Below are 12,738 nucleotides of genomic sequence, written 5' to 3'. Positions count from 1 at the left end.
TCCTCACGCAATCGTTCCGACGGAGACGATCTCGATCGCCAACAAGATGACAAGGATTCCGAACAGACCAGCGGTCGCGCCAGCAAATTGCTTAAAGCGCTTAGCTCTCAACTCCCGAGCGGCATCTGAAACGGTCAATGATATTGATCCAATCACAGGGAGCCCCATCGAGCGTTCAAGCTTATTTGCGGTCGCGTAGCTTGAACGCAATTGACCAAGAGCCCATGCAGCACCCGCTCCGGCTGCTATGCCGACAAAGAGTACGCCAATCAGCAAGAGTGGCCGGTTGGGTGCCGCTGGTTTCTGAGGAACGACAGGCGGATCGACTAAATCGAATTTGAACTGGCTCGTTTCATCAACCACATTACCGCGCGTGCGCAATTGCTCGCGCTCTTCCAGCAGTTTCTGATAGTTTGTCTGCAAAACATCGTAGTCTCGCGCGATGCGGTTTGCTTCTGCGGCGACCGCAGGTTCAGATGCCTGACTGGCGACCAACGACGCCAAAGTAGATTGGATCGCGGCACGACGCACATTGAGCGAATCGATGGTGGCCTGACGATCAGCCCGCTGCCCCAAAAGCTGTGTGTATGCAGGGTTAGGCGTACCAGTGGTCGCTTGTGGTCCAGCTGCGGCAACTTGGCGTGTGAGAATTTCAACCTGACGCTTGGTTGCGATCACATCAGGATGCTGTTCGGTCAGTCCGCGACCGCGCAGTTCAGCCAATTGCGATTGAGCCTGAAGCAGTGACGCTTGCGGACCCACCGCATCTGCCCCACTCAGAATAGTCCGAGGGGTGCTGGCCAATTGCCCGCTGATATTTGCCAAAGCGCCCTGCGCTGCAGCCAGGTCTGCATCGATATCGCGCAGCTCCGTGCGTGACTGCTGAACCCTTGTGGAGAGCGTATCAGACCCACCGATAAGATCAGGGTACTGGGTTTCAAACGCAATACGGCGCTGTTCCGCCTCCTCAAGTTCAACTCTGCGCTCTTCGAGCTGATCGTTCAGTTCGGCAATCGCACTGCCAATATCAGCTCGGTTGCCCGAAATGTGTTCCTCACGGAAGATGTCGAGCAGTTTTTGAACCACGTTCCGCGCCAATACTGCATTCTCGGAATCGCTTAGCCCACGTGAGCCAACCTCAGCGGTGATCGAAAACAGGCTGTCTGCCTCGCTTTCGATCCGCACATCTTCGCCAAGATCGGCAATTGCTGCTTCGAGCTGACTACGACCAGAAATACCGTCACCCAGCTTGGTCGACGTGATCACCTTTGAAAGATTCTCAGAGCTGAGTAGTGTCTGGCGAACCTTCATTATCTCTTCTTCGCCGTCGCCAGCATAACCAAGCTGTTCCGACAACACGTCATCTACGTCGACGAAAATACGTGCCTTTGATTCGTAGGTGTTGGGGATCAGCGCAACGACCAGCCAACCCAGCAAACATACTGCCCACGCAACGCCAAGCGCGATCCAGCGGCGATGCCAGACCGAATAGAGCGCTGTACGCAGTTCTTCGAAAATTTCGTTCATATCTGCCAGTGCGCCTTAGAAACGGCTCTCCGGAATGGAGATTGTGTCACCGGGACGCAGCGCTACGTTCGCGCTAGCATCGCCTTTATTCAGAAGGTCTTTGAGACGCAGCCGATATTCCTGATTTTTGCCTGTCTCTTCATTGTACCGGGTCAAAGTTGCGCGATTGCCTGCAGCAAATTCGCCCAGACCACCCACTGCAATCATTGCATCAAGAGCGGTCATGCCGGTGCGATAAGGAAGCGCTGCAGGCTGAGCGCCAGCGCCAGTAATACGAATCTGCTGAGGCAGTGCCCCATTGAATTCATTGACAATTACCGAGACGATTGGCTGCTCAATGTATTGCGAGAGCCGCTCTGTGATGTCTTCTTCCAGCTGTGAGGGAGTCTTCCCAACTGCCACAAGGTCGCGAACAAGCGGAATCGTTATCCGGCCGTCAGGGCGGACCTGTATCTCTTCCGCGCTTAGCTCAGGGTTCCGCCAAACATGGATGGTAATCTGATCAAGCGGCCCAAGAACATAGTCATCAGTCGGTGCTTCGGGAGAAGTGCTCACTGTTGCAGGGGGCAGCTGAGCGCTTGGCCCGGCGCTACAACCCGCAAGTGTGGCTGTAGCTAAAGCAATTCCCACCGCGTGAGGGAGAGACATTGAAAAGGGCATTTGATACGTATCCTTGGCCGGCTGAGCGAACCAGGACCACGTTTGCAGGAGCTACCTACACATCCGGGTTCGCGAATGACCCGGAACTTGTCGCTGATAATGGTGAACATATTGTTAGTGATACCGGGGCAATTCCGTACCTATCCCGTTTCGGGACAGTGCCTTAGCCAACCTTAAACGATTGCTTCAGCTGCCGGTCCATGCCCTAGAAACGCCGCGGGCGAAGCGCTTGCACCGTAGGCACCGGCACAAAACACGGCAACAACATCACCCACCTTAGCCTCGGGTAGCAGAGCATAGTCGGCCAAACGATCAAGCGGCGTGCAAAGACACCCGACAACATTAACCACTTCACTCGGTTCATTGTCGTAGCGAGACGCAATTGCCACCGGGTAGTTTCGTCTGACGACAGTGCCAAAATTGCCCGAGGCCGCCAGTTGGTGATGCAATCCACCATCGGTGACGAGATAGGTCACGCCGTGGCTGACCTTTTTATCAATCACGCGGCACAGATAGACGCCCGCCTCGCCGACAAGATAGCGCCCCAGCTCCAAACACAAATCGCTATGTTCTAATGGCGCAGGGCAATCTGCAAGGAATTCATGAAGCGCACTGCCAACTGCGCCCAGATCAAGCGGTTCGTCACCTGGAAAATAGGGAATACCGAAACCGCCGCCCATATTGAGTTTAGGCAAAGCCTCGCCCACTTCATCCGCAAGCTTTGCCGCTAACTTCAGTACGTTACCTTGCGCCTCTATGATGGCATCGGCACTCAGCGCTTGTGAGCCTGTAAAAATATGCAGCCCGCGCCATTCAGCGCCTTCGTTTATGAGGGTACGGGCAAGGCTTGGCACGCGTTCTGCATCAAGACCAAACGGTTTCGCCCCTCCGCCCATCTTCATGCCGGAGCCTTTGAGTTCGAAATCCGGGTTCACCCGAATTGCCATAAGCGGGGCTTTTCCCACGCGCTGACCTATGGACAGGGCACGCTCAGCCTCGCCTTCGGACTCGCAGTTCAAGGTCACATCGGATCTTATCGCTGCCTCCAGCTCGTCATCGCGCTTTCCCGGCCCTGCAAAGCTGACGCGGGTCATATCGATGTTTGCCTTCTCCAACATCGCCAGTTCCCCGGAAGACGCTATGTCAAACCCATCGACCATGCGTCCCATGTGCGAAATTACTTCGGGATGAGGATTGGCCTTCACGGCATAATTGATGCCAATTCGTTCGGGGAGAGCTGCGCGTAAATCGGCCATGCGCGTGTCTAAATGCGCACGCGAATAGACGAACAGCGGAGTGCGCCCTGCAGTCGCCACAAGGTCGCCCACTTTTTGACCACCAATTGCAAGCTCGCCTTTGATGGAGCTGTAACCTGCCGGGATTGTCCCTAAAGCTTTGGTCTTCATGGCTGCACCTGCTCAACCAATTCACGGTAGAGCCGCGTGCGATCAATCTTACCATTGGGATTAAGAGGCATCGCCTCGCGCCAATGGATTGCCTGAGGTTGCATAAAGTTTGGAAGTTCTTTCAATAAAATCTTGGGAAGTTTGGCTTGTTCAGCACTATCAGGGCTTCCTCGCACCACCAAATGCACAGCATGACCAAGCCGTTCATCGGGAATACCAAGCGCCACCGCTTCGAGCACAATATCGCTTGCAATGGCTGCCTCTTCGATCTCTTGCGGGCTAATTCTGTTCCCCGCACTTTTTATCATCGCATCGCGCCTGCCGACAAAATATAGTAGCCCATTGTTGGCACGTTTCACACGGTCACCAGACCAAACCGCTGTGCCGCCATATTCAGACTCTGGTGGCGAGGGTTTGAAGCGTTGCTTTGTGCGTTCGGGGTCCCGCCAATAGCCATGCGCCACCAACGGCCCACAATGAACAAGCTCCCCTTCTTCATCCGGTCCAGCCACGTCGCCTTCATCATCAATCACGAGAATTTCCGCAAAAGGGATAGCCTTGCCCATTGAAGTCGGATGCTTTTCAACCAGAGCAGGATCAAGATATGTCGAACGAAACGCCTCTGTCAGCCCATACATGGGAAAAAGATCAGCTGTAGGAAATGCCGTTTGCAAGCCCTCAACCAACTCAATGGTCAACGCACCGCCACTATTTGTGAGCCGTCGCAGCGACGAACTGGAATCGTCCGACCATTCCACTTCGGTTAATTGCACCCACAGCGGCGGGACAGCCGCCAATGTCGTTACACCATGTTTGGCACAAGCCTTCGCCACGTCTTTGGGAAACAGAAAATCTATTGGGACTACGCTGCCACCCGCGTACCACGTCGAAAGCAGCTGATTTTGGCCATAATCGAAGGAAAGCGGGAGCACGGCCAAGGTAACATCATCGCTCGCCAAATTGAGGTAATGCGCGACACTTACTGCACCGAGCCACAAATTTGCATGGCTCAGCATCACACCCTTTGGTCGACCGGTAGAACCGCTAGTGTAAAGGATCGCGCAAAGCTCATCGGGATCGGCTTTCGATGGCCCATGGCTCAGACCGGCGGCCTCTACCTCCAACAGCGCAGACTTCTCATCAAATGCTTCGCAGCCGGTTGGCAAATCACTCTCTTCCAGGGATTTGAGCCTCGTCGCTGTTCCAAGCAATAGAACAGAGCCACTATCCGCAAGGATATGCGCTGCCTGCCCGCGTTTCAGCAGGGGATTTATGGGCACATGCGCAAGTCCCGCCCGCGCAGCGGCAAGGGGCAGAAGGCATGTCAGCTCGCCCTTTGCAGCCCAGCTTGCAACACGAGCTCCCTTTTCTGGCACTTTCTCGGCCAACCATCCCGCCAAACGATCCACACGCAGTCTTAACTCATCGTGGTTAAGCACCTCATCCCGAAGCACCAATGCAGGTGCCTCACCGAACCCGAGCGCGTGCGCTCGCTCGACCAATTGGTCTAGCGGGTAAGGCGTGGGATCAGGCAGTTTGGACATCAGTTCACCAATGGAGCAAATCTTCAAGTGATCGAAGCGCGGTATCACGACAGGGTTAACGTCTTGCAAGACCTGTTTGCAACGGGTCTGTGCGCGCCTTCGCCGTTCGATCGGGCTGAGTGGTATCAGCTGCTCTCTGGGGCGGGACTGACGCCGCTGATTGCGAGTGCCAGTGACGGAAACGTTAAAGCAGCACTTGCACTCACCGAGAATTCTGGCGTCATCATGCCATTGCGCAATTGGTACAGCTTTACATGGCGCCAGCTCGCACCCGAAGGCACGCAAGGCGACAGGCTGCTTTGCGAAATCGCCAGAAAGCTAAAAGACCGCGCGCCGAGGGTCATTCTCGAACCGGTTCCGGATGAAGACAATTCCGCCACGCGTCTGGCAGATGCCTTCCGCAAGGCGGGTTGGCGGGTTGAGGTCACACTGTGCGACACCAATCATATTCTAGAACTTAACGGCGAGACATTCGCCCAATACTGGGCATCGCGCCCCGGTCCCTTGCGCACTACGCTCAAACGAAAGGCGAAAAAGGTTGAGACCAAGGTCCTAACGCAATTCGATGCAGCACTATGGGAGCACTACGAGGCAATCTACGCCGCGAGTTGGAAACCAGAAGAAGATCACCCTGCCATGCTGCGCAAGTTTGCAAAGGCTGAAGGTGCAACAGGTCGGCTGCGTTTCGGCATGGCGTGGCACGAAGATCAGCCCGTCGCGGCGCAGTGCTGGACGGTCGAAAATGGCCAAGCCTACATCCACAAACTGGCTCATCTGGAAAGCTCGAAACACCTTTCCGCAGGCACCACCCTTTCTGCGGCGCTATTCGAGCATGTGATCGACCAGGACCAGGTGCATTTGGTGGATTTCGGCACCGGCGACCAAAGCTACAAAGCGGACTGGATGAACGCTGTTCGCCCTCGCTATCGCATCGACTGCATTGATATGCGGCAGCCGCGCGGTTGGTGGCATTTGGCGCGAATGAAGGCGCGCCGCCTTAGAGATGCAAACCCTCCCGAACTTGCGCGCATCCCGCCGCAGCGTTAAGGGCGCACGCCTGACTTGTGTGACAGGGATCTGTATTCAATGAGCACATCGCCGATATCCGAGCAAAATGCTGGCGAGAATTCGACTGAGATCAACGAAGACTCAGGGGCGAGCTTGCCAATGAGCCGCGCTGCACTCGACACCGAGATAAAATCAATCTTGGCAGATGTGCTGGGATTGGATGCTGAGGATGCCGACGCGCTTGATCCAGATAGCGGGCTCTTTGGACACTTACCCGAACTCGATTCAATGGCTGTGGCCGGATTGCTCACGGAGATGGAAGACCGCCTCGACATCATAATCGAAGATGACGACGTCGATGGCGAAATGCTTGAAACCTATGGCGGTTTGCTGGGTTTTGCGGAACGCAAGTTAAGCGAACTGTGAGCCGTTTTTGAAAACGCTCATTTGATGATTGCAACTTGGCAAGCACCGCTACCCGATAGCCAAACAAGCGAAGAGTTGCTTTTCGCCTTTGACGAGCAACGAGAGCACCGATTGCTGGTTGTGCCTGCGCTGTTCGACGAAGCAAACAAGATGCGGCGGCAAACCGTCCAGATCATGCGACTGCTGCATGAGGCTGGATGGGACAGCTTTCTACCTGATCTGCCTGGCTGCAATGAAAGTGTTGAGCCGCTTGAGGAGCAAACGCTTGGTTCATGGCAAGACGCGCTTAAAGCCGCCGCAGATCAGTTTTCTGCGACACACGTACTTTCAATTCGTGCCGGTGCATTGATCGCGCCGTCGACACTTCCCGGGTGGCAATATGCGGCGCAATCAGGCGCGAAGTTGCTGCGCAATATGGTGAGAGCGAGAATTCTTGCCGCACGCGAGGCGGGGCAGCAGGAAATTTCCGAGGCCTTGCTCGAAACAGGCCGCAGCGTTGGTCTTATGCTTGCCGGATGGCAACTCAGCGGTGCGATGATCACTGAACTTGAGAAAGCCGTGCCCATAATGCGCGATAATCAGCTAGCAATTGCCCAAAAGGATATCGGTGGAGCTGCATTGTGGATGCGAGCAGAAGCTGGAGAAGATGCTGACCAAGCACAAGCAATCGCTAGGCTGATTGCCGGCGAATGGGCGCAAGGCACATGAAGCGCTCGACCAATCGCCTCCAACTCGAATTCGGCTGCGGCAGACTAAAGCTCGCCGGAACACTTGACCAGGCGCCCGGGACAACCGGGCTTCTCATCGTTAGCGGTGGTAACGAACTGCGCTCGGGCGCCTTTTCCGGCCAATCTCAACTGGCCGCAAAAGTCGCTAGCAAAGGCTTTCCCGTTTTCCGATTTGACCGCCGCGGCATCGGCGACAGTGAAGGTGAAAATCGTGGGTTTCGATCTAGCAAGAGCGATATTCATGCCGCCCTTGAGGCCTTCCGAGCCCTCGCCCCGCAAACCGACCGGATATTCGCATTTGGCAATTGTGATGCGGCTTCTGCATTGATGTTGGCGGGCGGTGACACTTTTGACGGATTGATCCTTTCTAACCCATGGACACTCGATGGTGGAGAGGCGACAACGGACGCCGAACCCATTCATGCCCCAGACGCCATCCGGGCGCGCTATGCGGAACGGCTCAAAGATCCGCGCGAAATCTGGCGATTGCTAAGAGGCGGCGTGAACTTGGGAAAGTTGGTGCGAGGTCTCGCCACCTCAATGCGTAGCTCCCCGCCAAGCTCAACCCTTGTTGAGGAAATGCGCGACGGTCTGGCAAGTTTTGCTGGTCCCGTGCACTTCCTGCTCGCAGATCAAGATCGCACAGCGCAATTGTTTGAGGCTGCTTGGGAATTTGAGGACAGCCATTGTGCAAAGTGCGAAGGTGCCGGCCACGCATATGTTGAACCTGAGCATCGCGAATGGCTTGAGGCGCAAATCCTCAAAGCCCTGCGATCCTAACGTTCGAAGAGACTGATCAGCTCAACATGCGTTGACCAGCGAAACTGCCCAATTGGACGTAGTTTTGTGAGCTTAAAGCCTGCCTCTACCAAAACAGCCGCGTCCCTCGCCCAGCTTGATGGGTTGCAGCTAACATAAACACAGCGCGTGAGCGTGCTTTCAGCAATTTGCGCAATCTGAGCTCTTGCGCCTGCACGTGGGGGATCAAGCAAAGCTGTGTCGAATTTGCCAATTTCCGCCGATGTCACCGGATTGCGAAACAGGTCGCGATGGATCGTAAGTACCTTGCCACCCGTGCGCGCAGCCGCTGCCTTGCAGGCAAGGTGCGCCGCCTGATCGGCCTCTACTGCAAGCACTTTGCGCCCGTCTGGTCCATTTTGAGCAAGGCCAAATGCGAAAGTTCCAAGCCCAGAGAAAAGATCAGCAAGAATCCGGGAACTCCCAAGCCATTCATTGGCTTGATCCACCATCAGCTTTTCAGCATCCATTGTAGCCTGCAAGAACGCGCCCACTGGCATTTCTACCGGCACCCCGCCCAAAGTCACTGTTACCGGTTCAGGCTCCCACACTGACTCCCCGCCGAAACCTTGATCAATGCTCAGCCGCGCAAGGCTATGTTTGCGCGCGAAATCGAGTGTTGCTTCTGTTGGCCCCAATCCATCGAGCGGGAAATTTTTGAAGCCCACATCCACACCCTGATCACAGAGTGCCAGCGAGAAATCGACACCGCCTTTTGGGCCATGCTGAGCCAGAATTTTGCGCATGGGCTCGACCAACTTGAACAATTCAGGCCGCATGACTGGGCAGTGTTTCAGGTCCACGATCCTGTGTGATCCCGCCTCACGAAAACCGATAAGCGCGCCTTTTTTGGTGCGCAGGCCATGCAAAGTTACGCGGCGACGCGATCCCGGAGGAGACAGGTGTTCCGCTAGTAGCTCCTCAGTTTCAACGCCTTGCCCCTTTGCTGCATTGACGACGCGCCCACGCACAAAATCGCTCAGCACTGCCTCATCGGCGTGCTGCAGTTGGCAACCACCGCATTTCCCAAAGTGAGAACATTCCGGTTCGATGTGATGCGGCCCGTGCGTGACATCGCCATCAATGCCAACCGTGTCATCCGTGACAGACATGGCAACATGCCGACCTGATGCAGTTACACCGTCACCTTTGGCGGCGAGCCTTACGATTTGCTCTGCCTCGCTCACAGACAGCGCTCCATGGCCTTAGATACCGCATGAGCAAGCTCAAGTGGGGTGAAGGCAGGGCCAAGAACTCGCGCAGCTTCGCCATGCAGCCAAACAGCCTCGCATGCCGCTTCAAAGGGCTTGCTTCCATTCGCCATTCTGCTGAATGCAATGCCTGCCAGTACATCGCCACTCCCGGCGGTTGAGAGCCACGTTGGCGCGGGGCTGGCGACCATCAAGCGGCCATCAGGCGCTGCGATAAATGTGTCGGGCCCCTTGGCCAGTATCACCATTTGCGATGCTCTCGCCAAGACAAGCGCGCGATCCTTTCGCCCGTCAGCGATGACCGAAAAGCTGCGGCACAAAGCCTCAAGCTCACCATCATGCGGAGTGGCGAGGACTTCGTGCTCTTTGCTCAGCATTGATGGTTTAAGCAACATCAAAGCATCCGCGTCGAGGACCAAGCTGTGCAAATACGCCAATGCCTCCCGCAGCTTGGCTTCAGCTTGATCATCGCGCCCCAGCCCCGGGCCGATCAATCCTGCCGCTATTCGATCATCCGATAGCGACTGGGAGAGAGGCCTTGCATCCACCACCAGCGCGGGATTCATCGAAAGTCCTACCTCATCCGCGCCAAGGACCTTTACATAGCCTGCCCCAGCCCTTGAAGCAGCCTCGGCGGATAGACGCGGCGCGCCGGGCATTGCCCCTGCAACGATCACCGCAAGGCCGCGCTTGTATTTGTGGCTGTCTGATGGTGGCACTTGGATGACAGGCCGCGCCAGCAATTGAGCGGCTCCGTCAATTGGTGAAACGCCTATTGGAACCAATCGTTTTGTGCCGATTTTACCTCGCGCCGGCAAACAGCAATGGGCAAACTTCCACGCACCAATAGCCAAGGTAACGTCAAATTGAGGAAGCCTCTCATTCAAGAGATCACCGCTGTCACTGGCTATTCCAGAAGGCAAGTCTACCGCGATTGAGATATTGTGACGGTCCGCCAAGTCTCGTAGCAACAAAGCATGTTCGCCAGATAAAGGACGGGTGAGGCCTGTTCCGAATAAACAGTCGACAAACAAATCGCCGTCAACTGCTCCGCCAGAGGTGAGTACTGGTCCGGCCCATGATCGGAGTACGTTTTTCGCCGCTTCGGTCTTCGGTTCAGTGGGAGCAACCACTTGCACTGCATTGCCCGCTTCGCGCAGACGCCGCGCAATCACATAACCATCGCCGCCATTATTGCCCGGCCCGCACAGCACCGTGACGTTGCGCCCTGCCGCAATACGCCGGACCCATTCAGCAGCACCCCCTGCTGCAATTTCCATCAATTCAGTTTCGCTCGTTCCAGCGTCAAACAGCGCTTGTTCGGCAGCGCGCATCTGATTGGCCGTGAGAATTTGAGCGTGCGTCATTCCGCGCTACGGTCAGGCGCCGCAGGGATACGATATCGGTCTGCATCTACTTCTACCGCATCTATCCCGTCCGACGTACCGCCCAAGACTGAAACGTTGCTCGCGCCGTCCTGAACCGTGATCCCATCTTCTTTGCTAAAGCGCCGAAAACCGCCATCGGGGTGACGGATGATAAATTCGGTCTCAGAAACTTCCTCAAGCGTGCAGACGGAGGAGAATTCAGAGCCTGCACCAATCGCGCATTCGATCATCTCACCTTCAGGTTCAGGCGTTTGCGTGGCAGAACCACAAGCGGCTAATACACCGGCCAGCAGTGCGAGACTAGATATCCGCAAAAACATGAGTTTCAGCCTTTGCTCCCGGATGAGTGAGCGCGCCTTGCCGCGCTGAGCCAACGGTTTGAGAGTAGCGATAGAGCGCGCCTGATTGATAATCGTTGGTGCGCGGAACCCATGCTTTGCGGCGCTCTTCGAGCACGTCTGCGCTCACATTCAGATCAATCGTGCCAGCCACGGCGTCAATCGCGATCTCATCGCCGTCTTCGACCAAAGCGATGGGGCCGCATTCCGCAGCCTCTGGCCCGACATGGCCAATGCAGAAACCGCGCGTCGCGCCAGAGAAACGGCCGTCAGTGATAAGAGCGACCTTCTCCCCCATGCCCTGCCCGTAAAGTGCCGCCGTAGTGGAGAGCATTTCGCGCATTCCCGGGCCGCCTTTGGGGCCTTCATATCGGATGACGATGACGCTTCCTTCGGCGATATCGCGCTGCTCAACGGCTGCAAAAGCGTCCTCTTCGCGGTCAAACACTCGCGCTGGACCGGTAAATTGTAGTCGCTCCATGCCAGCGACCTTCACGATTGCTCCATCGGGCGCCATTGATCCTTTAAGGCCAACAACGCCGCCTGTTGGAGTGATCGGCGTTTTCACGTCGTAGAAGACTTTTTGATCCGGGTTCCATGTAATCTCTTCGATATTCTCGCCCAATGTCTTGCCGGTGACAGTCATGGGGTTGGGATCGAGGAAACCGCCATCAAGCAGCGTCTTCATGCCCATGTAGACACCGCCAGCCTCATGCATGTCCTTCGCGACATACTTTCCGCCAGGCTTTAGATCAGCGATGTAGGGAGTCGATTTGAAAATCTCTGCGACATCGAACAAGTCGAAATCAATACCCGCCTCGCTTGCCATGGCGGGAAGATGTAATGCTGCATTCGTCGATCCACCCGTGGCAGCGACAACCCGTGCCGCATTCTCAAAAGCTTCGCGCGTGCAAATGTCGCGCGGTCGCAGGTTAAGCTTGAGCAGCTCCATGATCTGCGAACCCGCAGCGCGCGCAATCTCTTCACGTGATTTGTAGGGTGCGGGCGACATGTTGCTGTTTGGCAGCGACAAACCAATCGCTTCACCCACGCAAGCCATTGTGTTCGCAGTAAACTGGCCGCCACAAGCGCCGTGGCCTGGGCAAGCGACCTTTTCCAGCGCAATCAGCTCCTGCAATGGGCAATTACCCGCGGCGTGTTGGCCGACTGCCTCAAACACGTCGACGACCGTTACATCTTCGCCTTTATAAGTGCCCGGCAAGATCGAACCGCCATAAACAAAGATGCTGGGTACATTCAGGCGAAGCATCGCCATCATCATGCCCGGCAAGCTCTTGTCGCACCCTGCAAAGCCCACAAGCGCGTCATAGCAATGGCCGCGCACCGATAGCTCAACCGAATCCGCAATCACTTCGCGGCTTACGAGCGAGCTTTTCATGCCCTGATGGCCCATCGCAATACCATCGGTGACAGTAATGGTGTTGAAGCGGCGCGGCGTCCCTCCCCCGGCAATCACCCCTTCGCGGCAAATGTCAGCCTGAGGGTCGAGCGTGGTGTTGCACGGTGCAGAATCGTTGCCAGCGCTGGCAACCGCTACGAATGGCTGGGCGATTTCTTCCTCAGTCATCCCCATCGCGTAATAATAGGATCGGTGCGGAGCGCGCTCTGGGCCGACTGAGACGTGGCGACTAGGAAGTTTCGTTTTATCGAATGCAGAAGACATTTTGTTACTCTCAAGCGGGT

The 12,738-nt window shown here is 56.0% G+C and carries 12 protein-coding genes; 4 read left to right on the top strand and 8 right to left on the bottom strand.

Features of this window, described 5'->3' with window-relative positions:
* Positions 1 to 3: 3 nt before the first annotated feature.
* The 4 genes from AC0V6N_RS05015 to AC0V6N_RS05000 form a co-directional block, all read right to left on the bottom strand.
* A complete protein-coding gene (locus tag AC0V6N_RS05015) occupies positions 4 to 1,527 on the bottom strand; it encodes an XrtA system polysaccharide chain length determinant (protein ID WP_486170494.1) in 1,524 nt (507 codons plus the stop codon).
* Positions 1,528 to 1,542: 15 nt separating this feature from the next.
* Positions 1,543 to 2,187, bottom strand: a complete 645-nt coding sequence (locus tag AC0V6N_RS05010) for an XrtA/PEP-CTERM system exopolysaccharide export protein (protein ID WP_486170493.1) — start codon at positions 2,185 to 2,187, stop codon at positions 1,543 to 1,545.
* Between the two features lie 173 nt (positions 2,188 to 2,360).
* Positions 2,361 to 3,593, bottom strand: a complete 1,233-nt coding sequence (locus AC0V6N_RS05005) for a pyridoxal-dependent decarboxylase, exosortase A system-associated (protein WP_486170492.1) — start codon at positions 3,591 to 3,593, stop codon at positions 2,361 to 2,363.
* A complete protein-coding gene (locus AC0V6N_RS05000; RefSeq protein ID WP_486170491.1) occupies positions 3,590 to 5,137 on the bottom strand; it encodes an acyl-CoA ligase (AMP-forming), exosortase A system-associated in 1,548 nt (515 codons plus the stop codon). Before AC0V6N_RS05000 ends, AC0V6N_RS05005 begins: the two co-directional genes overlap by 4 nt.
* Positions 5,138 to 5,164: 27 nt before the next feature.
* Here AC0V6N_RS05000 and AC0V6N_RS04995 point away from each other — a divergent pair, with 27 nt between their 5' ends.
* From AC0V6N_RS04995 to AC0V6N_RS04980, 4 genes are all read left to right on the top strand, one after another.
* A complete protein-coding gene (locus AC0V6N_RS04995) occupies positions 5,165 to 6,184 on the top strand; it encodes a GNAT family N-acetyltransferase (protein ID WP_486170490.1) in 1,020 nt (339 codons plus the stop codon).
* 120 nt (positions 6,185 to 6,304) lie between these two features.
* On the top strand, positions 6,305 to 6,571 hold the full coding sequence (locus tag AC0V6N_RS04990) for an acyl carrier protein (protein ID WP_486172423.1): 267 nt from the start codon (positions 6,305 to 6,307) through the stop codon (positions 6,569 to 6,571).
* A 24-nt stretch (positions 6,572 to 6,595) separates the two neighbouring features.
* Entirely contained in the window at positions 6,596 to 7,279 is a 684-nt protein-coding gene (locus tag AC0V6N_RS04985; RefSeq protein ID WP_486170489.1) for an alpha/beta hydrolase family protein, read from the top strand.
* Positions 7,276 to 8,079 (top strand): hydrolase 1, exosortase A system-associated, encoded by an 804-nt coding sequence (locus AC0V6N_RS04980; protein WP_486170488.1) that lies wholly within the window; start codon positions 7,276 to 7,278, stop codon positions 8,077 to 8,079. The genes AC0V6N_RS04985 and AC0V6N_RS04980 overlap by 4 nt, the downstream gene beginning before the upstream one ends.
* On the opposite strand, the gene AC0V6N_RS04975 is transcribed toward AC0V6N_RS04980, so the two are convergent.
* Genes AC0V6N_RS04975 through ilvD form a run of 4 tightly spaced genes read right to left on the bottom strand, consistent with a single transcriptional unit; the run spans position 8,076 to position 12,718 of the window.
* Positions 8,076 to 9,284 (bottom strand): class I SAM-dependent RNA methyltransferase, encoded by a 1,209-nt coding sequence (locus AC0V6N_RS04975; protein ID WP_486170487.1) that lies wholly within the window; start codon positions 9,282 to 9,284, stop codon positions 8,076 to 8,078. The genes AC0V6N_RS04980 and AC0V6N_RS04975 overlap by 4 nt on opposite strands.
* A complete protein-coding gene (locus tag AC0V6N_RS04970) occupies positions 9,281 to 10,675 on the bottom strand; it encodes an NAD(P)H-hydrate dehydratase (protein WP_486170486.1) in 1,395 nt (464 codons plus the stop codon). The genes AC0V6N_RS04975 and AC0V6N_RS04970 overlap by 4 nt, the downstream gene beginning before the upstream one ends.
* Positions 10,672 to 11,016, bottom strand: a complete 345-nt coding sequence (locus AC0V6N_RS04965) for a hypothetical protein (protein WP_486170485.1) — start codon at positions 11,014 to 11,016, stop codon at positions 10,672 to 10,674. Before AC0V6N_RS04965 ends, AC0V6N_RS04970 begins: the two co-directional genes overlap by 4 nt.
* The gene (gene ilvD / locus AC0V6N_RS04960; protein WP_486170484.1) at positions 10,997 to 12,718 is read right to left on the bottom strand and encodes a dihydroxy-acid dehydratase; all 1,722 of its coding nucleotides are present in this window, start codon (positions 12,716 to 12,718) and stop codon (positions 10,997 to 10,999) included. The genes AC0V6N_RS04965 and ilvD overlap by 20 nt, the downstream gene beginning before the upstream one ends.
* Between the last annotated feature and the right edge of the window lie 20 nt (positions 12,719 to 12,738).

This window comes from Erythrobacter sp. S57(2025), from assembly GCF_057365055.1.
This window is presented reverse-complemented; position numbering and strand designations above follow the sequence as displayed.

Bases quoted from the DNA above. Each gene is read 5' to 3' on its own strand.
- AC0V6N_RS04980 (WP_486170488.1), top strand. From the start codon at position 7,276: ATGAAGCGCTCGACCAATCGCCTCCAACTCGAATTCGGCTGCGGCAGA.
- AC0V6N_RS04965 (WP_486170485.1), bottom strand. From the start codon at position 11,016: ATGTTTTTGCGGATATCTAGTCTCGCACTGCTGGCCGGTGTATTAGCC.
- AC0V6N_RS04985 (WP_486170489.1), top strand. From the start codon at position 6,596: ATGATTGCAACTTGGCAAGCACCGCTACCCGATAGCCAAACAAGCGAA.
- ilvD (WP_486170484.1), bottom strand. From the start codon at position 12,718: ATGTCTTCTGCATTCGATAAAACGAAACTTCCTAGTCGCCACGTCTCA.
- AC0V6N_RS05010 (WP_486170493.1), bottom strand. From the start codon at position 2,187: ATGCCCTTTTCAATGTCTCTCCCTCACGCGGTGGGAATTGCTTTAGCT.
- AC0V6N_RS04990 (WP_486172423.1), top strand. From the start codon at position 6,305: ATGAGCCGCGCTGCACTCGACACCGAGATAAAATCAATCTTGGCAGAT.
- AC0V6N_RS04970 (WP_486170486.1), bottom strand. From the start codon at position 10,675: ATGACGCACGCTCAAATTCTCACGGCCAATCAGATGCGCGCTGCCGAA.
- AC0V6N_RS05015 (WP_486170494.1), bottom strand. From the start codon at position 1,527: ATGAACGAAATTTTCGAAGAACTGCGTACAGCGCTCTATTCGGTCTGG.
- AC0V6N_RS05000 (WP_486170491.1), bottom strand. From the start codon at position 5,137: ATGTCCAAACTGCCTGATCCCACGCCTTACCCGCTAGACCAATTGGTC.
- AC0V6N_RS05005 (WP_486170492.1), bottom strand. From the start codon at position 3,593: ATGAAGACCAAAGCTTTAGGGACAATCCCGGCAGGTTACAGCTCCATC.